Origin of the sequence: Pseudochrobactrum albidum, from assembly GCF_051851455.1 — a bacterium.
Taxonomy (GTDB): Bacteria; Pseudomonadota; Alphaproteobacteria; order Rhizobiales; family Rhizobiaceae; genus Pseudochrobactrum.
In genome coordinates this window covers 371,045-390,491 of record NZ_JBPVTR010000024.1, presented here as the reverse complement: position 1 = coordinate 390,491, position 19,447 = coordinate 371,045, and the positions used below count along the sequence as shown (strand labels likewise).

Here is a 19,447-nt window from a genome sequence, read left to right as displayed (position 1 = left end):
GCCGGCGCGGTGAGAACTGCTCCGGCTTTTTTTATTTGGCTTTTAAAAAAGATTATGCCGGAATATCTTTAGCCGCCCAGATGGCTGTATCACTGTCGCGCAGCTCAGAAATATTGGCAACACCTGCCTGTTTCACCAATCCGGAAAGCTCTTTAACAATTGCCCTTGGCGCAGCAGGGCCGCGATAGATCATGCCGGTATAAAGCTGCACCAGATCCGCGCCGGCTCTGATTTTGGCAAGCGCGCCGGCGCCGCTGTCCACCCCCCCGACGCCGATAATCGGCATGGCTTTGCCAATGCGCTGGCGCATTTTGGCAAGCACAATGGTTGAGCGTTCAAAAAGCGGTGCGCCGGAAAGGCCGCCGGCCTCTCTGGCTTGCGTTTGATTGATCAGATTGGCGCGCGATAAGGTTGTGTTGGAGATAATCAGCCCGTCCAGCGGGTGGGCAAGCACGGTTTTGGCAATATCATCGAGGCCGCCTTCTGTAAGATCGGGTGCGATCTTTAAGAATACAGGACGTTTCAGTGTGTATTTTTCTGCCTGTCTGTCGCGGGCTTCCAGTATTTTTTCGAGCAGAATATGCAGGCTGTCCTTTGCCTGAAGATCGCGCAGGCCCGGCGTATTGGGCGAGGAAATATTGGCGGTGAAATATTTGGCCACACTGTAGAAACGCTCAATACCGGCCACATAGTCAGCCACACGGTCCTGTGCATCTTTATTGGCGCCTATATTGACGCCAACAATGCCATTGCAGCTGTTGCGCTGGCTAAGGCGCTTATAAGCCGCTTCATGCCCCTCATTGTTGAAGCCAAGACGATTGATGACCGCGCGGTCTTCCGTAAGGCGGAAAATACGCGGCTTAGGATTGCCTGCCTGCGGGCGCGGGGTGATTGTGCCAACTTCTGCAAAACCAAAACCAAGTTTCAAAAGCGCATCCGGTACTTCTGCATTCTTGTCAAAACCCGCAGCCATGCCAAGCGGATTGCGGAATTTGAGTCCGGCAATACATTGTTGCAAGGCAGGGTCATCCGGTGCGGAGCAGGAGAAAATGCCGGTCTTGAGCGCGGCAACGGACAAGCCATGTGCCTGTTCGCCGTCCAGTGTAAAAAGAGCGCGACGGGCAATATTTTCAAAAAAACCGCTCATTGTTCCAACTCCGGAAATTGATGTTTGCCGCCGCCCCCAAGAGGCAAATCTTTTACCCAGCGCACTGCCGTGAGCGGGAGATTGGCATAAAGATGCGGAAAGGCAAGGCCGCCGCGGGAGATTTCATAACGTAAATTATCGCCAAGCTGTGCTGCATCCACCGCAATCAAAAGCAGATCCGTCTGGCCTGCAAAATGTTTGGCAGCCGTTTCCGCAACAGTTTCCGCTGTGGAAAAATGGATATAACCATCCTGCAGATCCACAGGCGCTCCGGTGAAGTGGCCGGTTTTTTCTGCTCCGGCCCATTGGGCGCGGGTGGTGATTTTATAGATAATGTGATGAGCGGTATTATTGTTTGGCATTAAAACGCTATATTTGTGGACGGATGATACAGATGCGCATCAATATGCATTTCCGGCAAAAGATTAATCCGGCTGCTTTTACGGCAAAATCAGGCTGCAGGCCAGCTTAAATTTTTAACAAGGTGTTAACCTGCCGGCTTAACCTTCCTGAATAAGCCTTATTTTTGCCCTGAACAGGCTGGAAACTGCCATTTGCAGCCCCATATATTATGAACAGTTTATAAGATAGGCCTGAAAATAAGAACCGGAATTTGTCTGTCTTTCAGATCTGGTTGCCATGCTGCGAGGGAGTAGACCAATGCAAAAACAATCCGCAATTGCGCTGTCTGTTGCCAGAGAAGACAGATCGGCATTTGTGCTGCGCAGTGCTGTGCTCTCGGCTTTGACAGGGCTTGCATTGATGCTGGGTTTTGGCGCAACACCTGCTCCCGCACAGGATACGCAGCGTTATTCTATGGAGAAGACGCAATCGGGCATTGTGCGGCTTGATCGCCAGACCGGTGAATTTGTGCTGTGCAAGGAGCAGGCGGGCAAGATTGATTGTGCCCAAGGCAATCTTGCAGGCCTGAGCGATAATGAGCGTATTAAAATTCTGGAAAAACAGGTGGCTGATTTGACGGCCCGCATCACAAAACTTGAAAAGACAGGGACGGAAAACAGCGCGTTGCCAAGTGAGGAAGAGTTTGAAAAAGGCCTGAGTTATATGGAGCGTTTTATGCGCTCTTTTATGGGTGTTGCAAAAAGCCTTGATGAGCCGGCTCCCAACCGCACTTAAGATTATATTGAAAAAAGCGCCTTTTGAGGCGCTTTTTTATTCTGTAAAATATCAGCCGATACCTGCATAGCGCCGCGTGGCGGCGATCAGTTCATGAATAATGCCGGGCTCCGTCACAGCATGGCCTGCATCTTCCACAATGCGCAAATCCGCTTCCGGCCAGACTTTTTTCAAATGCCAGGCATTAATAAACGGCGTACACATATCATAGCGGCCATGGATGATAACGCCCGGAATATGGCGGATGCGATCGGCATGGCGCAGCAACTGGTCATCGGTTTCAAAAAAGCCGCGATTTTGAAAATAGTGGCATTCAATACGGGCAAAAGCGATGGCAAAGTGATCCTGGGCAAAGGCATTTTCCCGCTCCGGATCAGGCAGCAGAGAAATGGCAGAGCCTTCCCAGCGTGCCCAGTGCCGTGCGGCCTCAATCTGCACTTGCGGGTTTGGATCCGTCAGACGGCGGTAATAGGCACCCACCATATCGCCGCGCTCTGCTTCCGGAATATGCAGCTGATAGGCTTCAAAACGATCCGGATAGATAATGGACGCACCATTGGTATAGAGCCACTCCACCTCAAAGCGGCGCGCCATGAAAATACCGCGCAATACCAGCTCGCTCACACGCTCAGGATGTGTTTGCGCATAGGCAAGGCCAAGTGTGGAGCCCCATGAGCCGCCGAAAACCTGCCATTTTTCAATGCCGAGATGGGCGCGAAGATGCTCCATATCCGCCACCAGATCCCAGGTGGTATTTTCCCGCAATTCCGCATGGGGGGTGGAGCGGCCGCAACCGCGCTGGTCAAACAGGATAATACGATAGGCAGAGGGATCATGCAGGCGGCGCATGGTTGGCGAAATGCCGCCGCCCGGGCCGCCATGCAGCATGATAACCGGTTTGCCATTGGGGTTTCCGCATTCCTCAAAATAAATCCGGTGCAGTGGCGAAACCTGCAGCATCTCTTCCCGATAGGGGGTAATTTCCGGATAGAGGCTGTGGCGTGTCATGGATTATCCTTTTTACTTATTATAAGATCAACACAGGCTGCATATTCACTTTTGGTGAAACCGGCCTGATTATTGCGGCAATTTATCCGGCTATGTCAGAAACGCTATAACAGCGCCCTTTCACGGCCTTGAAAATTTTACTTGCATATAAAGCAGGCATCACCGTAACTGACAATACGGCACCTTCACGGCAAAAATGAAAAAACACCGGCATTATTGCCCGTTTTATTGCTGTAATACGTAAAAAATGTTTGTCATCTGCACTAGGGCAGGCTTTATTGCACTTTTATTACAAAAATTGCCCCCTGATCTTATATTTATAGCGTGATAAATTGGGCAGATCAAAGGAGGGAGGGCAATATTCCGGCTTAATCATTCCTGTTTGCCTTAAAGAACAGGGGCGGGAGATATTTTGCATGAACTGTACTGAGGGAGCAGGTAAGGGGTAATGCATATATGAGTGTGAATTTTATCATTGCTGATGATCATCCTCTGTTTCGTGGCGCATTACGGCAGATATTGCAGGATGGCTTTCAGCCGGACACAATTGCAGAGGCAGACAGCTATCAGCAATTGCAGGATGTTGTGGCAAAGGCGCAGGATATTGATCTGTTGTTTCTGGATCTTACCATGCCCGGTGTGAGCGGTCTTTCCGGCCTGATCAATCTTAAAGCGCAATATCCTGAATTACCGGTGATGATTGTTTCGGCAACGGATGATGTGGCAACAATACGCCGCGCAATGGAGTTTGGCGCTTCCGGATTCGTATCAAAATCAGCCGGCATGGAGGAGATAGGGCTTGCCGTGCGCACAGTGCTGGCTGGCGGTGAGTGGATATCCGGTGATCTGGAGCTTGGCGCGGAAAATGATGAGGAGATTGCCGATCTTATTACCCGTATCCGCGCGCTTACTCCGCAGCAGACCCGCGTTCTCTCCATGCTTGGGCAGGGGCTGCTTAATAAACAACTGGCTTATGAACTGAATATTTCCGAGGCAACGGTGAAGGCGCATGTTTCTGCCGTGTTGCAAAAACTTGGTGTCGACAGCCGCACACAGGCGGTTATCCTGCTTTCCAGACTGGGTTCGGGTTTTACCCTGCTTGATACTGCGCATTGATATGCGCTATCCGTTGATCTGTTCCGGAAATTTCTGGATGCCGGGGCAAAATATTGTTCTGCCCAGGCCTGCACATCCGGGCAATGCTAGCGCAAATGATAATGCGCCAGCATTGCCCGCAGGGCTGCAGGCTTGAGCGGCTTGTGCAAAACATGGATATTATCTTCATGCGCCCGCAGTTTTACCTCCTTTGAGCGGTCTGCCGTTACCAGAACGGCTGGTATCTGCCGGCCAAGCGTCTCACGTATATAGCCGATCATATCCAGCCCGTTTTCACGGTTGAGATGGTAATCGGCAAGAATAATATCAGGCATGGTTTTTACTGCCGCAGCCGAGCGCAGATATGTGCTGCACCATTCTTTCAGCTGCGTGCCATCGCGTATCAGGGTTATATCGCAGCCCCATCCGCTTAGTAAAATGCGCATACCGTCCAGTATGAGCGGATCATTATCAATGCAGAGAACACGCATATTCTCAAGCGCGGCGCTGCGGCGGCGGGCGGGCATGTGGTTATGGGCAGTCTCGCCCGCACTTTCCTGTGAGACAGGTATAATCAGGCTGAAACAGGTGCCTTTGCCATGTTCAGAGCGCAGGTGAATAGACAGGCCGAGCACACGCACAATCCTGTCCACGATGGAGAGCCCAAGCCCGAGCCCCTCTGCCTGATTTATCCCCTCATCAAGGCGGTAGAATTCACGAAATACCAGTTTTTGCTTTTCTGGCGCAATGCCAATACCGGTATCTGCCACTTTAAGTTCAAGATTGGCGCCGCGCCGGCGCGCACCAAGCAGGATTTTTCCGCTGCGGCTATATTTGATGGAATTGGAAATCAGATTTTGTAATACACGGCGCAGCAGATTGCGGTCACTGCGGATGGTGAGGGAGCAGGGCACCACACGCAATTGCAGGCCTTTGGCCGCAGCAAGCGGAGTAAAATCCGTGGCCACCTGCTGCAACAGCCGGTCAAGGCGAAACAGTGATAATTCCGGCTTGAGCGTGCCGGTATCAAGGCGGGAAATATCCAGAAGCGCACCCAGAATACCTTCAACAGCCTCCAGTGAGGAATCAATATTGCGGGCAAGTTGCGCCTCTGCCGTGCCAAGCCGCTCGCTCAGGGCGGTGCTGTAAAGACGGGCGGCATTGAGCGGCTGCAAAATATCGTGGCCGGCGGCGGCCAGAAAACGGGTTTTACCAAGATTGGCTTCTTCTGCCAGTTTTTGCGCCTGCACAAGCTGCTTGTTAACTTCCATCAATTCTGTGGTGCGGTCGATAACCCGCTGTTCCAGCGTTTCGTTCAGCCGTTTCATGGCATTATCCGCCTCAACCGCGGCTGTAATATCCGTATAGCTGGCCACAATGCCGCCATCGGGCATTGGATTGGCGGAGACTTCAATAATTTTGCAGCTTGAGAGCAACAATACCCTGCAGGGTGTATGGGCATGTTCCAGCGCGCGCATCATGGCTGTGGCATCGGTCTCATGAATTTCGCCCTGATTTTGCAACCGGTCAAGCACATCGGAAATCGGCGTGCCAACCTGTGTGAATGTATCCGGCAGTTGCAGCATATGGCGGAACTGGCGGTTCCAGCATGTCAGGCGAAAATCCTTGTCCAGAACAGTAATACCCTGTTCCATCTGATCCAGTGCTGTTTGCAGCAGGTCGCGGTTATGTTGCAGGGCTTCAGAAGCATCATCAAGCAGGCGCAGCGTATCGGGGGCGGTGTTATCCTGCCGCTGTAAAAGCAGGGATAAAACCAGACGCGCCGAGGATGAGCCAATGGCACTGCCGAGAATCTGCTCGGCAAAACGTATCAGCTGCACATCGGCCACAGCGTGGTTATCCAGCGGTTGCTCACCATTATGCTCATAACGGCTGAAAGCCTGTGCCACGCGCTCTTCGCCAAGATAACGGGCAATTGTGCGTTTGATCTCGCCCACGGTTACACTGGTGCGAAAACGGCGCAATGCGGGCACGGTTTTCAGATTGCGTGGAATGAAAGTGCTGGCCTGAATGCGCTCAAGCGGGGTGGAGGGGCGTGAAAGTGAGCCGATAATAAACAGGATGGCATTGATGCTCAGGCTCCATAATGCGCCATGGGTGAGGGGCAATGCCTCGCTGCCAAACAGGGCTTGCGGGCGCAAATAGGGCAGGCCGAACAGCCCTTGCTGCAAAATCGGCGCATCGGGATGGGATAAGGTTGGCAGCAGCAACGTATAGGCCCACACGGCAAAGCCGCCGAGCATTCCTGCAACCGCACCGCGTGCATTGGCATTGCGCCAGATCAGCCCGCCGATGAGCGGCGGGGCAAATTGCGCAATGGCGGCAAAAGAAACAAGACCGATGGAAGCCAGCCCGAAACTGCTGGAACTGGCACGGTAATAGCTGAATGTGACCGCCAGAATGACAATAATGGTTGCGCGGCGTGTATAGAGAATATGGCGTGATAAATCACGTTGCTGATGTTTGTTACGGCGGAAAACATAGCGGATAAGCAAAGGCAGCAGCAAATGATTGGAGATCATAACCGAAAGCGCCACACAGGCGACAATCACCATGGCTGTTGCGGCAGAAAGGCCGCCTACAAAAGCCAGCATTGCAAGAAAATGCGAGCCCGCAGCAAGCGGCAGCGCCAAAACATAAAGATCTGCATTGGCTGATGAACCGAGATTGAGAATGCCCTGCAGGGCAACAGGCAGGACAAAAAGATTGATCAGGATAAGATAGACGGGAAACAGCCAGCGGGCGGTGCGCAGTTCTTTTTCGCTGCGGTTTTCAACAACGGTAACGTGAAACTGCCGCGGCAGCATCAATACGGCAGCAGCACTTAAAACAGTATGAATAACCCATGTGCTGGGGCTGGTTTGCGAGATCAGCGCGGTTAAGTGAATATTGTGGCCGGCAAGTGCCTGCGGCAAGGCAAAAGGCGAGCCGAACAGAAAAAATGTGGTTGCAATGCCGACAATCAGAAAAGCAGCAATTTTAATAACCGATTCCAGGGCAATTGCCAGAATAAGGCCATCCTGATGCTCTGTTGCATCTGTGTGGCGGGTGCCGAATAAAATGGCAAAGACCGCCAGCAGCGCGGTGACAAATAATGAAATATCACCAAAAATATAAACAATCGGCTCATAGGTGACCTGATATTGCGCCAGCACCATATCAACACTGCCGGAAATGGCCTTGAGTTGCAGGGCAATATAGGGCATGGAGCCCACCAAAGCGATACAGGTGCCAATGGTGGCGACACTGGTGCTTTTGCCGTAACGGGCAGCCAGAAAATCGGCAATGGAAGTGATGCGCTCTGCCTTGGCAAGCCGGACAATATGGCGCAGAAACGTGTTGCCGAGTGTAAAAACAAGGACAGGCCCGATATAAATGCCAAGAAATTCCAGCCCGCGTTCTGCCGCCAGCCCGACCGAGCCGAAAAACGTCCATGACGTACAGTAAACAGCAAGGCTGAAGGCGTAAATATAGGGCCTTGGCTTACTGCTCCAGAAGGCCGCTCTGCGATCGCCGATACTGGCTACGGCAAAGAGCAGGATCAGATAGAGAAATGCTGTGCCGATAATGATCCAGCCGTACATATCTGCCTTTCCCCATATTGCGGCTTGCCGATTGCATCATAATAAAAAAACTGTATATGGGCGCAAACCATGCCGGTTTCGGCCCGTGGATTTATATCTCTGCTATGCCACAGAATGAAGCCGGAACATATCCTGAATACCTTTGAATAGTGTTGTATGATACTGAATATTGCAAAAGAACCTTATGTTTTCCTGTAATGCTATATGATTATAAGGTAATATGCTGTCTTGTGATCTTGAGCATATAATATTCTCTGTTAGCTTTATTCCTGTGCCTGCAATAAAACTGAAACAAGCGCCTCCATTATCAAAAAGGATAATCCATGCTAAAAGAATTTCGCGAATTTGCACTTAAAGGCAATATGGTAGATCTGGCAATCGGCGTCATTATTGGCGGCGCATTCGGCGGTCTGGTCAATTCTGTTGTCAATGATATTATCATGCCGGTGATTGGCCTTATCACAGGCGGCATTGATTTCTCCAATATGTATATCCAGCTCGCCGGTGATCCCAAGTCCACACTGGCCGCCGCGCGTGAAGCCGGCGCAACAATCGCCTATGGTAACTTTATCACGCTGCTGATCAATTTCCTGATCATTGCATGGGTTCTGTTTATTGTTGTTAAGGCTATGAACCGTATGAAGAAACAGGAAGAAGCCAAGCCGGAGCCAGAGGCTGAGATTCCGGCAGATCAGCAATTGCTGACAGAAATCCGCGATCTTCTGGCAAAGAAAGCCTGATCGGATTGTAAAGAAAAGACCGGCTCCTTGCGGAGCCGGTTTTGCATACAGAGCCTGTTTTTATCCGGCTTTTTCAAGAGTTGATCCTGTATTGCAGAGATACTCTTCTGTTGCCGGATATAGCGGCGATTTTTTTAAGACCTCGTCATGCCGGATGTAACATTCTCCATGCTGAAAACCAGCCCGATATCTTTTATTGTAACATTTGCAATTGCCGGTTCCGGCGCGGCAACGGCTTATTTCGCAGGTTTTCCCATTCCTTTTCTTCTGGGGTCAATGGCTGCAATTACGATTGCATCTTTATGCGGTCTGCATATTTTTCTGCCGTCATGGCTGCGCAATGCGGTTTTTATCATGCTCGGCGTGCAGGCAGGATCCGGTGTGCGGCCTGAAACACTGAACCAGATTGGTGAATGGCCGTTAAGTTTTGCGTTATTATTTGTTATGCTGGTTGCAGTCACCGGCTTCACCTTCATATTGTTGCGCTATGTATTTCGCTGGGAGGCGCAAACGGCATTTTTCTCATCGCTTCCCGGTGCTTTATCCTTTGTTATGGCGGCCGCCAGTGAAACCCGCGCTGATCTGGTCAAAATTACTATTATCCAGACTGTGCGCCTGTTGCTTTTGATCGGGCTTTTGGCGCCGGTGCTTAATGTGCTGGGGCAGTCTGCGCCGCATATTGATGTGGCGGTCTCGCACACGCAGCAGCAGGCAGATTGGCTGTTGTTGCTTGTTGCAGGCAGTGCGGGGGCGCTTGCCGGTCATTACAGCCGCCTGCCGGGCGGCATGATGCTGGGTGCCCTGCTTGCCAGTGCGCTGATTTATGGCACAGGCTTTGTAACCGTGCAGATACCACCGGAAATGGCGGATTTGGGCATGGTTGTTCTTGGTGTGCTGATTGGCTCGCGGGTGGGGGCGCAGCATCGCGGTGCGATTATCCGCTATTTGCCGGTGGCATTATCTGCTTTTGTTATAGGGACAGGCACGGCGGCCATTGTCAGCGCGCTGGCATGGCTTGCCACAGGTTTGCATCCGGCGCAAATTGCCCTGGCTTTTGCGCCGGGGGCGCTGGAAGCATTGACGGTTATTGCTTTTTCTCTTGGGGTTGATCCTGCCTATGTTGCCTCTCATCATGTGGTGCGTTTTATGATGATTGCGCTTTTTGTGCCGTTTGTTGCGCGGGCGTTGAAAAAAACGGATGCGCAAAAGCAATCAGCCGCCCGGGCAGAAGCTTAGACGGCTGATGATGAGGTGACTATAAGTGCCGGATCAGGCGGTTTGTTTCAGCGGCTGGCCGGTAAAATCGGTGGCATAGGGAATATTCAGCGTTTGCCAGACTTCCAAAAGGGCCTCTTTTAACCTGTTGATCAGCTCTTCACCATGCACAGGTGTTGGCGTGATGCGCAAACGCTCTGTGCCGCGCGGAACCGTTGGGAAATTGATCGGCTGGATGTAAATGCCGTGTACTTCCAGCAAACGGTCGCTTGCTTTTTTGCAAAGGTCGGCATTGCCGACAAAAAGCGGAACAATATGCGTATCGGTGGGCATAACCGGCAGACCTGCACGCCTCAAGGTATCTTTGGTCAATTGCGCATTTTTTTGCTGCAGTTCCCGTTCACGGTTGGAGGTTTTTAAATGGCGGATAGCCGCAACCGTGGCGCTGGCCAGAGCCGGCGGCAATGCCGAAGTAAAGATAAAACCTGGCGCATAGGAGCGCACAGCATCAATCACAATGCCGGAACCGGTAATATAGCCGCCAAGTGTGCCGAAAGATTTGGCCAGCGTGCCTTCAATAATATCAATGCGGTGGCTCAGCCCCTCCCGTTCGGAAATGCCGCCGCCGCGCGCGCCGTACATGCCCACGGCATGCACTTCATCCAGATAGGTCATGGCATTATATTTTTCGGCCAGTTCAACAATCTGTTTAAGCGGTGCCACATCGCCATCCATGGAATAGATGGATTCAAAGACAATCAGCTTGGCGCGCTCTTTGCCTGCTTGCTGCAGCAATTCTTCAAGGTGGCGCACATCATTGTGACGGAAAATCTTTTTCTCCGCACCGGAATGGCGGATACCGGCAATCATTGAAGCATGGTTCAGCTCATCAGACAGAATGAGGCAATCCGGCAACAATTTGGCAATTGTGGAGATAGAGGCATCATTGGAAACAAAGCCGGAGGTAAAAACCAGCCCCGCCTCCTTGCCGTGCAGATCGGCAAGCTCATGTTCCAGCTCGACAACCGGATGATTGTTTCCGGAAATATTGCGCGTACCACCTGCACCGGAGCCCTGCTTGAGTGCAGCCTGCGCCATAGCGTTCAGCACATCCGGATTTTGCCCCATACCCAGATAGTCATTGGAGCACCAGACAGTAATTTCACGCACCTGCCCCTGATGGCGCCAGATTGCCTGCGGAAAGCGGCCGACAATGCGCTCAAGGTCAGCAAAGACACGGTAACGATTTTCAGTGTGAAGGCGGTCAATGGCCGCTTCAAAAAACCGGCTATAGTCCATAGGGTATATTCCTTTTCTTCACCGTTACCTAATCCTTTCATGCGCAAAGGTCTATAAGAATGCCTGCGGTAAATAGACCTAGGGGCGGCATCTTGCATTGATTTTGGTCAATTCCGGCAGGTTTTATTGTTTGCAAAGGAAGAATATGATGAAAAAACAGTTTGTTTGCTTTATTTGAAACAATTTGTTGCAAATTTTTTAAACACGTTTTAGTGAAATATATGACTTAAGTTTGTTTTCCTCCACAGGGCAGAAAGCGGAGACAGGTTGAGATGACAAAGAACAGTACAGGCACGGTAGCTGTTGCGGGGGCATGCCGCGCCGGAAGGCCGGCGCGTATCTCGCTTGAGGATATTGCCCGTGTTGCACTGGAGATCGGCCTTGATGATGTGACAATGATTGCCGTAGGCCAGGCGCTGGGCGTTGATCACTCATCGCTTTATCGCCATGTCAAAGGGCGCAAGGATTTGCTGCTTGCTGCTGTGGATCTGGCTATTGCGGAGCTGGATTGGCGCAGCAACACACCGCATTGGCGTGAATTTGCGCTGGTGGTTGCCAATGCTGCATGGGAGCTGTTTGACCGGCATCAGGGGCTGGCCGATGCCATGCGGGAACTGGATGTTTCACCATCATCGGGCATTCGCTCTTTTGCGGAAATTGCCATTCGTTTCGAGGAATACGGCTTTTCTGCCGATGAAGCAGTGTTATTGCTCGATAGTATTTTTGACATGACGCTTGATTTTTTCACAGGCTGGCGCAGGGCTTATCGCAGCAAGCGTATCGGGGAGCGCGGCATAGAAAATGTTGTGCGTTCATGGCAGGCAGAGGCAGATCGCAATCCTGATGCTGTGCGCCCGATTGCGATTATGACCGCCATGATGACCGATGATCCGCGCAATTGGTGGGACAGAAAGATGTTTTTATTGCTTGAGGGCGCGCAGGCAATTTTTGACCGCCGCCAGATGATCTATGAGGCGGCAGAATAAGGCAGGATAAACAAGACTGAAAATTATGTCAGGTTTTTGTGCCTGATAAAGCCTGTTTTATCACTTCGGCCAGCCTTTGGGTGTAGCGCGCCACTTCAGGCGCGCCCATCAATTCGCCGAATGTGCCGCGTGCCAGCGGCCCTGCAATAAACAGATCTTGCTGAACTTTGCCGCTGCATGTAACCGCCCGCATTATAATATCTGTATGCAGGCCAAGCCCTGTGGGATCCATGGCTATCAATCCGGCTTCATGCAGGCTGGCAAGCGGCGGACATTGGCTGATAATATCGCCATGTGCCGGACCGGTTGTGATAATCACTGCACCAAAATGCTCTTTTATATGCTGCTCTTGCCCGCGTTTGCGGTAGCTGATGAGAAATCCGTCACCATCTGTTACAGCCTCGCAGACATGAGCCGCAATAAAACACAGCCTGTTTTCACGGCTTCGCTGTTCCAGAATATTATCGGTTTGTATGGCCAGCCGGAAACGATGCGCATCCCAATAGGTGCGCAAATGCCGCACAATACGCTGTTTTTCACACAATGGCAGCGCCTGCCATATTATGCTGCCCTGATCGCGCAGGGCATCAATCACCGCTTGCCATGGTATGGAGTGGTTTGCGGCCTCGCGGATGGTTTTCCGGATTTTATGCAGCAATTGCGTGGCAGATTGCAGCGGCGGATTGATAAAATCGCCATAAAGGCGCGGCGCGGCAACCCCGCCACTCCGGCGGCGTATATTGGGACGCGAGCGCAGGCCATGGCGGGATAAAACCGTGATCTTGCCGCTATGGCCATGAGCACTGAGGCCGGCAACCATATCGGCAGAGGTCAGGCCGGCGCCAATAATGAGAACAGGCGCTTTTGCCCCCTTTTCTGCAATGAGCCGTTCCAGCGCGCAAGCCTGATAGGGATTCCTGATCAGGCCGGCAGTATTTGCGGGTAATTTGCGCAAACCTGCGGGCAGGGCAGGCAGGGGGTGGGAAGCAGCAATCACCAGATAATCGGCCTTGATGAGCTGTCCGTCCTCTGTGTTCACCAGATAGCTGCCATCATCATCTTTTCCGGCATTAATGGCTTTTGTCTGCAGATGCCGCACGCGCCCGCTATCGAGTAAAGGTTGCAACTGATCGGCCATATATCTGCCGAACAGGGAGCGGCGGGCATAAATGCCGTTTTCAGTCATCGCCTGCGGGTCATTTGCAAATGCGTTATTTGCTTCCGCCCAACGGGCAAAATGCGCTTTATCATGATAAAAAATGCTCATCCGCTCTGACAAGACATTGAGCCGGAAACTATCTTCATCCGTGGAATAAGCGAGCCCCGCACCAAGTGTTTCACGCGGTTCAATAAGTATAATCTGCACTTGCTGCGCATCGGTGATGGCGGCAAGGTGATAGGCAAGCGTTGCTCCGGAAAAACCGCCGCCAATAATGACAACGGATCGGGGCAGTTTATCGGGCCTTGAAAAACCGGCGCTGGAAAATGGTAATGCGTACAAAATACAAATATCCGGCTTGATGTATTGCCACGAAAGACAGGCTTTTTATGGCAATAAAATCTGTTTGTGCCAGTAATAGGATAAAAATATTCCTGATCGCAAGTCATCGGGCGAGGAGTTTTTTCAGAAACAGCAATCCATTATCCGTGCGGCGGATAAAGCGCCGCGGCAGGCCAAAAGGGTCATCGCCGGTTCTGGCGCGCCCGCGTTTGGTGGTTGTGGCATATTGATAGCCTGCTTCACGCACAATTTCGCGGATTTGTGCGTTTTCACCGCCATAGGGGTAACAAAAATTGAGAATCTCCGTACCCAGTATTTCTTCCAGCCGGGTCTTGCTTCCGGCAATCTGCCGCTCGGCCTCTTGCTTTGTGGCATCGGGCAGGTAGATGTGATCCAGCGTATGAGCGCCAACCTCATGGCCGTTGGCCGCCCAGTCCCGCAATTGCTCTGCGGTCATACAGGGAATTTCAACGGCGCCATGGGGGATGTCCCATTCATTGCGTCCGCCGATCTGATTGGCAACAAAATAATTGGTAGCCGTAAAGCCGAATTCACGCAGCACCGGCAAGGCATGGTGGTAAACATTATAAAATCCGTCATCAAAGGTGATAACGGCAATTTTGCCCTGCTTTTTCCCCTCAAGATATGGGCGTGCATCGCGCATGGACAAACCCTGGTAGCCTAAACGTTTCAGCCATTTCATCTGCCTGCGAAAATCTTCCGGATGCACATGCAGGCTGCGAAAAGGCTTATCGCGCGATGGCGGCACATCAACAGAGTGATAAATCAGGATAGGTACAGAGGAGGTCATTTAGGCAATCCGTTTTTACGGGAATAGACAGTAACGTTGCGCCGGTAAAAAGGCCGCATCAGTTCTCTGTGCAGTTTATGCGTTAAAGAGCGGCGCTGTTTCAAGGTGCTGCCGCCTAAATTGGACGAAATTTCCTGCACGCCGCCGGGAATAACGGATAAGGGATGCAGGCCGGTGATCCAGGTCATCTGGGCAAAAGTATCCACAGGCCTGTCAAAATAGCGGGTTTTTTCCAACAGAATGCTTGCAGCATCACGGCTGATCAATTGAGCGACCATGCCAAGCCCTGCAGGCACAGGGCGTATGATTTTTGTGGAGCGGTTCTGATATATGGTTTTTCCTGTTTCACGGTCTGCACGAAAGGGCAGGCGTATGAGCTTGCCCTGATCAAGCGTATCAAGAGCCGCGGCAAATGCATCCGGAAAATCATCTGTCAAAGCCACATCATCTTCAAACACAAATGCGCCGTCCAGATTCTGATCTATAATAGCCTGCCAGCTTTTGCGGTGGGAGAGAAAACAGGCAATCTCACTGCGGCTGAGACGAAAGGGGTAATAGGGCTTGTGCAGGCGTGGCTTGTAGACGGCGGCGATGTCATCATCGCTTAAATTTTGCGCATCAACAGCATTGATAATGTGTGCAGGCAGCGGCAATTGCGCTTGCAATGCTTCAACCTGCCGGCGGCGCTCTGAGGCGCGCTCCAGATGAATGATAAATGCCTTGATCTGCCGTTGTTGCATAGAGGAACCCTTGCCGTATATTTGCGGATTTTACAGGTTCCGTATAGGCTGTGAAAATGCAGTCCGCCGGACAGATCCTGAAAGAGTAAAATACTCTGAAGACAGCCTATATAGCATATATGTATGAAAACAGAGCAAAAATGTAAGGCAGGCATATAAGCCTGCCTTTTTATTGCTGTTGTTAATTATAAACAGGATGAGCCGGCAGATATCGGGTATGATTACGCATTGCGAGGCGCAATAATCCTGCGGCTTGTGCGTAAGTTGTCGGAAAATCCTCTGGCTGATATTGCATAATATGAGGAATTGCGGCGTGCAGCGCCTGTAAAACATGTTGCGGCAGCTGGTCTGTGCACTGGGCAAGGCGGCGGAAAACCACACTGATACGCACAGATTTTCCGTAAATCGTCACTTGCGGCTCTTGCCCGCGCAAGTCCCAGTCTTCATAGGCATTCAAGGCTTCATAAAAACCGTTCAACAAATAGATGGATGCATGCCCATTATATAGCGGCGGCAGTAAACTTGACATTCCTGTCTCCTCCGTGGGTGCGTTGCCGCATTTTGCATTTGTAAAAGATGCGGCAATGAATGAAAAATTTGTGCATCGCCAAAACAGACGATGCTTTTAAAAGGGATGTTTCAGGCTGATCTTTTTTTAAAATGAACCTGAAGAACATTGCCTGTTGTGAGCGGAGAGCCGGATTATCGCAAAATTATATGACAATTTTATAATATGTGCGTATTTATAATATGTGCGTAACCGGCCGGTGTCCGACCCTGAAAGTGATTTAAAAAATATCACTGTCCTTAAGAGTACCGCAAAATATGCTGTGGTAAATACATATGCTACGGATCTTTCAGATATATCGATAAAAGAGAAAAATATTTTAACATGCTTTGCACAAAAGGTTTATAAGCCTATATATGCTTTGACTGATAAATTAAAATTCGGGCTAAGAACTTGTTATTTTTGCCCGGTTTCAGCTTTTGCCAAGCTCGGCAGAGCGTTGTTTGGCGGCATTAACCGCATCGGTAATAAGCGTTTGCAGGCGGTTCTCTCCCATCAACACATCCAGTGCAGCGGCGGTTGTGCCATTGGGGCTGGTGACATTGATACGCAGTTGTGAGGGGCTTTGTGTGCTTTCCTGCGCAAGGCATGCAGCACCATAAACCGTTTGCATGGCCAGCATCGCGGCAATATCCTGCGGCAGGCCTGCCTGAATTCCCGCTTCGGTCAAACATTCGATGAAGTGAAACACATAAGCAGGGCCGGAGCCGGAAACCGCGGTGACCGCATCCATGAGATTTTCCGTTGCAATTCGTGCAACCCTGCCGCTGGTTTGCAGCAATTCTTCGGCAAAGGCGAGGTCTTTTGCCTGAACATTGCTATTGGCAAAAGTTACCATCATGCCTTTGCCGATTGCTGCCGGCGTGTTTGGCATGCAGCGGATAACAGCGCAATTTATGCCAAGCAGGCTCTCAAATTTCTCTACCGGTATCCCAGCAGCAACGCTGACAAAAGTGGCCCTGGCAGCATAGGCTTGATAAGCCGGCAGAACAGTCTGAATAATTTGTGGTTTAACAGCAATAATAATCAGGCGCGGGCAAAGGGAGGCGGGGATTTGTTTATGATCCTCCAGAGTGCGCACACCAAGCCCGCAAGCGCGCTCACGCAAGGCTTGCGCCGGTTCAACAACAGTCACATCATCAGGCTGTAATTTGCCGGCTGCCAGCCAACCTTGCAGCATTGCATAGCCCATATTACCGCAACCGACCAGAATTACGCTGTTTGTGCTCATTGTCTGTCCCTCATCTGATTTGCACATTCATAGTCGGTTTTTGCCGGAAATGGCAATATAGCACGCCTGACTGGTGTGAAATTGCAGGATTATAAAATTTATTTTGCCGCAGCAGTTGCCAGAAGCGTTAAGGTTTTGTTAACCATATGACAGAGTGATTTGCACAGGCCTCGGCCGCGCTGCAAAGGCGTACAGGGTTGACGTAATTTACGTGTAAATGCGTTGTGTCCGGCATGTCGCTTATCTGCGGATAGTTTGAAGAGTTTTATGACCGGTTCTGATGTTAATCAAGGTCGGTCAAACCTTACCGGCTTCTGTTTTCAGGGCTGGCAAGGGCTTCAGCTGTGTTTGCAAATATCATTTTGCGGTCTTTCGGTTTCTGCCGGTGGCCTATGTGTAGATTTTATGAATTGCTGTGTGGATAATTTAAAACAACGGGACGGCAGCGTTATGGAAGATGATCGTAAATATTCCGGAACATTACCGCTCTTGGCTTATGCTCCGCAGGATTTTGGCTTGCAGGCGCAGCACTCCCGCGCCTATCGCGCACGGGCTGCAATGGGGCGCACCGGGGTGCAGCCCTTGCGCAGCCATCTGCAGGCGCCGCACAAACCGGTTGTGGCAGAGCTTGAAGCTGAAACAGTATCATCTTCCGCCATGTTTCTCAAAAATTTATGGCAGCGTGTCAGCAGCCTGTTCAGGCAGAGCGTAAAACAGGCCGATAAGCAGCAAGCCAACCGGCAGCCGGTTGATGCCCGGCAGGCGGGGTCAGCACGTGCCATTGGCCGTGATATGCAGCCTGTGCGCACCATGGCCTTGCAGGAAGGAACAGAAAAACGCCCGCAGTCAGCGGCGGCGGTTTCCGTCCGGCATGGGGAAATGGCTGAGGCAGCTAACGAGCGCCATCCGGTTTCCAAAACCTATGCGGCGATGCGCAAGGCCAGTGCGGATATTCCTGCGGAGGAAATTTCTGCTGATGTGCAAGCCATTCCTCAGGCGCCTGATCTGGCACATGCATTGGCTGAAGTGCGCCAGTTATTGCATGAACATGAGAGGCTGGCCAAGGCCAGACAAAATGATGCGGGGGCTTTCCGCGGGTAAGACTGTTTTAAAAACAAGCCGGCAAAACAACGCAGCCATAGCGTTTTTTCATGGCGAGCAAAGTGTTTTTTCATGACGGAATAATTGTCTTTTTATGGCGGAATGAAGATAGTGTGATCGTTTTTTGATTGTCATCATCCTGCGGGCGCAGTAATGCGGGGCAGGGATGCATGGCGCACTGTTTACAGACGGCAGGAGCGTAGGTTTGCACAGATTGTTGTCTGGCGGAGTTAGGAAATGACAACTGAGACGAACGGCGCAGAAATAATCGACGGTAAATTATTGGCAGAAGATGTGGTTGCGCGGGTTAAAACCGCAACCGGTGATCTTTTATCGGCCACCGGTATTCAGCCCGGTATTGCTGTGATTATTGTCGGGGAAGATCCGGCCAGTCAGGTTTATGTTGCTTCCAAAGGCCGCAAGGCGCGGGAATGCGGTTTTCATTCCGTGCAGCACACGCTGGACGCGGAAACATCCGAGGCGGATTTGCTGGCGCTGATCGGAAAACTTAATAATGATGCTGCCATTCATGGTATTCTGGTGCAATTGCCACTGCCAGGACATATTGATGAGGGGCGCATTATTCAGGCAATCGCACCGGAAAAGGATGTGGACGGTTTCCACTATATCAATGTTGGCAAGCTTGGCACCGGTGCGCTGGACAGTGCCTTTGTGCCCTGCACGCCTGCCGGTTGCATGATCATGATTGAGCGCCGGTTGGGGCACGATTTGTCCGGCCTGTCTGCCGTGGTTGTGGGGCGCTCCAATATTGTCGGCAAGCCGATGGCCAATCTGCTTTTGGCAGCCAATGCCACTGTAACAATTGCTCATAGCCGCACCAGAGATTTGCCGGCGCTGGCACGCACAGCCGATATTCTGGTGGCAGCGGTTGGCCGTCCGCAAATGATCAGGGGCGATTGGATCAAGCCTGGCGCAACCGTAATTGATGTGGGCATTAACCGCATTGCCGCACCGGAAAAGGGTGAGGGCAAAACCCGCCTTGTCGGTGATGTGAATTTTGACGAGGCTGTAAAGATTGCCGGTGCGATCACGCCGGTACCGGGCGGCGTGGGGCCGATGACAATTGCCATGTTGATGGCCAATACGCTGGTGGCAGCCTGCCGTAAAGCCGGTGTGAATCCGCCAAAATTCTGATCAGCCTGATCTGTTGCGGAATTCAGAGCGGCTGCGGCCGTTCTGTTCTGACCGTAATCTTTGATTTTAAAAAAAACGGCGCTGCCTTATGGCATGCGCCGTCTGGTT

At 51.5% G+C, this 19,447-nt stretch carries 17 protein-coding genes; 7 read left to right on the top strand and 10 right to left on the bottom strand.

The window, feature by feature from the left end; all coding sequences use genetic code 11:
- Window positions 1-52 precede the first annotated feature (52 nt).
- Window positions 53-1,147, bottom strand: coding sequence for a quinone-dependent dihydroorotate dehydrogenase (locus tag ACSTTO_RS12905; protein WP_439273626.1), 1,095 nt, complete (start codon window positions 1,145-1,147; stop codon window positions 53-55).
- Entirely contained in the window at window positions 1,144-1,509 is a 366-nt protein-coding gene (locus ACSTTO_RS12900) for a DUF952 domain-containing protein (protein ID WP_439273624.1), read from the bottom strand. Before ACSTTO_RS12900 ends, ACSTTO_RS12905 begins: the two co-directional genes overlap by 4 nt.
- 298 nt (window positions 1,510-1,807) lie before the next feature.
- Here ACSTTO_RS12900 and ACSTTO_RS12895 point away from each other — a divergent pair, with 298 nt between their 5' ends.
- Window positions 1,808-2,284 (top strand): hypothetical protein, encoded by a 477-nt coding sequence (locus ACSTTO_RS12895; protein WP_439273622.1) that lies wholly within the window; start codon window positions 1,808-1,810, stop codon window positions 2,282-2,284.
- Window positions 2,285-2,335: 51 nt separating this feature from the next.
- Here ACSTTO_RS12895 and pip read toward each other — a convergent pair whose 3' ends face one another.
- Window positions 2,336-3,292 (bottom strand): prolyl aminopeptidase, encoded by a 957-nt coding sequence (gene pip / locus ACSTTO_RS12890; protein WP_439273620.1) that lies wholly within the window; start codon window positions 3,290-3,292, stop codon window positions 2,336-2,338.
- Between the two features lie 456 nt (window positions 3,293-3,748).
- Between pip and ACSTTO_RS12885 the strand changes: the two genes are divergently transcribed.
- The gene (locus ACSTTO_RS12885) at window positions 3,749-4,408 is read left to right on the top strand and encodes a response regulator transcription factor (RefSeq protein WP_439273619.1); all 660 of its coding nucleotides are present in this window, start codon (window positions 3,749-3,751) and stop codon (window positions 4,406-4,408) included.
- 86 nt (window positions 4,409-4,494) lie between these two features.
- Here ACSTTO_RS12885 and ACSTTO_RS12880 read toward each other — a convergent pair whose 3' ends face one another.
- Window positions 4,495-7,992 carry a PAS domain-containing hybrid sensor histidine kinase/response regulator gene (locus ACSTTO_RS12880; protein ID WP_439273617.1) on the bottom strand — a complete coding sequence of 1,166 codons (3,498 nt, stop codon included), beginning with the start codon at window positions 7,990-7,992 and terminating at the stop codon, window positions 4,495-4,497.
- 323 nt (window positions 7,993-8,315) lie between these two features.
- On the opposite strand from ACSTTO_RS12880, the gene mscL reads away from it, so the two are divergent.
- Both mscL and ACSTTO_RS12870 read left to right on the top strand, forming a co-directional pair.
- A complete protein-coding gene (mscL, locus tag ACSTTO_RS12875) occupies window positions 8,316-8,732 on the top strand; it encodes a large conductance mechanosensitive channel protein MscL (protein WP_439273616.1) in 417 nt (138 codons plus the stop codon).
- Window positions 8,733-8,879: 147 nt separating this feature from the next.
- A complete protein-coding gene (locus ACSTTO_RS12870) occupies window positions 8,880-9,968 on the top strand; it encodes an AbrB family transcriptional regulator (RefSeq protein ID WP_439273615.1) in 1,089 nt (362 codons plus the stop codon).
- A 33-nt stretch (window positions 9,969-10,001) separates the two neighbouring features.
- Here ACSTTO_RS12870 and hemA read toward each other — a convergent pair whose 3' ends face one another.
- A complete protein-coding gene (hemA, locus tag ACSTTO_RS12865) occupies window positions 10,002-11,246 on the bottom strand; it encodes a 5-aminolevulinate synthase (RefSeq protein ID WP_439273614.1) in 1,245 nt (414 codons plus the stop codon).
- A gap of 272 nt (window positions 11,247-11,518) precedes the next feature.
- On the opposite strand from hemA, the gene ACSTTO_RS12860 reads away from it, so the two are divergent.
- Complete coding sequence (locus ACSTTO_RS12860; RefSeq protein WP_439273613.1) at window positions 11,519-12,232, top strand: TetR family transcriptional regulator; 714 nt, start codon at window positions 11,519-11,521, stop codon at window positions 12,230-12,232.
- A 28-nt stretch (window positions 12,233-12,260) separates the two neighbouring features.
- Here ACSTTO_RS12860 and ACSTTO_RS12855 read toward each other — a convergent pair whose 3' ends face one another.
- The 5 genes from ACSTTO_RS12855 to proC form a co-directional block, all read right to left on the bottom strand.
- On the bottom strand, window positions 12,261-13,733 hold the full coding sequence (locus tag ACSTTO_RS12855) for an FAD/NAD(P)-binding protein (protein ID WP_439273612.1): 1,473 nt from the start codon (window positions 13,731-13,733) through the stop codon (window positions 12,261-12,263).
- 103 nt (window positions 13,734-13,836) lie between these two features.
- Window positions 13,837-14,544 carry a polysaccharide deacetylase family protein gene (locus ACSTTO_RS12850; protein ID WP_439273611.1) on the bottom strand — a complete coding sequence of 236 codons (708 nt, stop codon included), beginning with the start codon at window positions 14,542-14,544 and terminating at the stop codon, window positions 13,837-13,839.
- Window positions 14,541-15,284 (bottom strand): glycosyltransferase family 25 protein, encoded by a 744-nt coding sequence (locus tag ACSTTO_RS12845; protein ID WP_439273609.1) that lies wholly within the window; start codon window positions 15,282-15,284, stop codon window positions 14,541-14,543. The genes ACSTTO_RS12850 and ACSTTO_RS12845 overlap by 4 nt, the downstream gene beginning before the upstream one ends.
- A 181-nt stretch (window positions 15,285-15,465) precedes the next feature.
- Complete coding sequence (locus tag ACSTTO_RS12840) at window positions 15,466-15,813, bottom strand: BRA0787 family protein (protein ID WP_439273608.1); 348 nt, start codon at window positions 15,811-15,813, stop codon at window positions 15,466-15,468.
- Between the two features lie 451 nt (window positions 15,814-16,264).
- The gene (gene proC, locus ACSTTO_RS12835; protein ID WP_439273606.1) at window positions 16,265-17,083 is read right to left on the bottom strand and encodes a pyrroline-5-carboxylate reductase; all 819 of its coding nucleotides are present in this window, start codon (window positions 17,081-17,083) and stop codon (window positions 16,265-16,267) included.
- Between the two features lie 450 nt (window positions 17,084-17,533).
- On the opposite strand from proC, the gene ACSTTO_RS12830 reads away from it, so the two are divergent.
- Together ACSTTO_RS12830 and folD are read left to right on the top strand one after the other, a co-directional pair.
- A complete protein-coding gene (locus ACSTTO_RS12830; RefSeq protein WP_439273604.1) occupies window positions 17,534-18,184 on the top strand; it encodes a hypothetical protein in 651 nt (216 codons plus the stop codon).
- 237 nt (window positions 18,185-18,421) lie between these two features.
- A complete protein-coding gene (folD, locus tag ACSTTO_RS12825) occupies window positions 18,422-19,339 on the top strand; it encodes a bifunctional methylenetetrahydrofolate dehydrogenase/methenyltetrahydrofolate cyclohydrolase FolD (RefSeq protein WP_439273602.1) in 918 nt (305 codons plus the stop codon).
- Window positions 19,340-19,447 lie beyond the last annotated feature (108 nt).

Coding starts and splice junctions, on each gene's coding strand:
- ACSTTO_RS12870 (WP_439273615.1), top strand. CDS start 8,880: ATGCCGGATGTAACATTCTCCATGCTGAAAACCAGCCCGATATCTTTT.
- hemA (WP_439273614.1), bottom strand. CDS start 11,246: ATGGACTATAGCCGGTTTTTTGAAGCGGCCATTGACCGCCTTCACACT.
- ACSTTO_RS12880 (WP_439273617.1), bottom strand. CDS start 7,992: ATGTACGGCTGGATCATTATCGGCACAGCATTTCTCTATCTGATCCTG.
- ACSTTO_RS12885 (WP_439273619.1), top strand. CDS start 3,749: ATGAGTGTGAATTTTATCATTGCTGATGATCATCCTCTGTTTCGTGGC.
- ACSTTO_RS12830 (WP_439273604.1), top strand. CDS start 17,534: ATGGAAGATGATCGTAAATATTCCGGAACATTACCGCTCTTGGCTTAT.
- ACSTTO_RS12840 (WP_439273608.1), bottom strand. CDS start 15,813: ATGTCAAGTTTACTGCCGCCGCTATATAATGGGCATGCATCCATCTAT.
- ACSTTO_RS12860 (WP_439273613.1), top strand. CDS start 11,519: ATGACAAAGAACAGTACAGGCACGGTAGCTGTTGCGGGGGCATGCCGC.
- folD (WP_439273602.1), top strand. CDS start 18,422: ATGACAACTGAGACGAACGGCGCAGAAATAATCGACGGTAAATTATTG.
- ACSTTO_RS12905 (WP_439273626.1), bottom strand. CDS start 1,147: ATGAGCGGTTTTTTTGAAAATATTGCCCGTCGCGCTCTTTTTACACTG.
- ACSTTO_RS12895 (WP_439273622.1), top strand. CDS start 1,808: ATGCAAAAACAATCCGCAATTGCGCTGTCTGTTGCCAGAGAAGACAGA.
- ACSTTO_RS12845 (WP_439273609.1), bottom strand. CDS start 15,284: ATGCAACAACGGCAGATCAAGGCATTTATCATTCATCTGGAGCGCGCC.
- mscL (WP_439273616.1), top strand. CDS start 8,316: ATGCTAAAAGAATTTCGCGAATTTGCACTTAAAGGCAATATGGTAGAT.
- ACSTTO_RS12900 (WP_439273624.1), bottom strand. CDS start 1,509: ATGCCAAACAATAATACCGCTCATCACATTATCTATAAAATCACCACC.
- proC (WP_439273606.1), bottom strand. CDS start 17,083: ATGAGCACAAACAGCGTAATTCTGGTCGGTTGCGGTAATATGGGCTAT.
- ACSTTO_RS12850 (WP_439273611.1), bottom strand. CDS start 14,544: ATGACCTCCTCTGTACCTATCCTGATTTATCACTCTGTTGATGTGCCG.
- pip (WP_439273620.1), bottom strand. CDS start 3,292: ATGACACGCCACAGCCTCTATCCGGAAATTACCCCCTATCGGGAAGAG.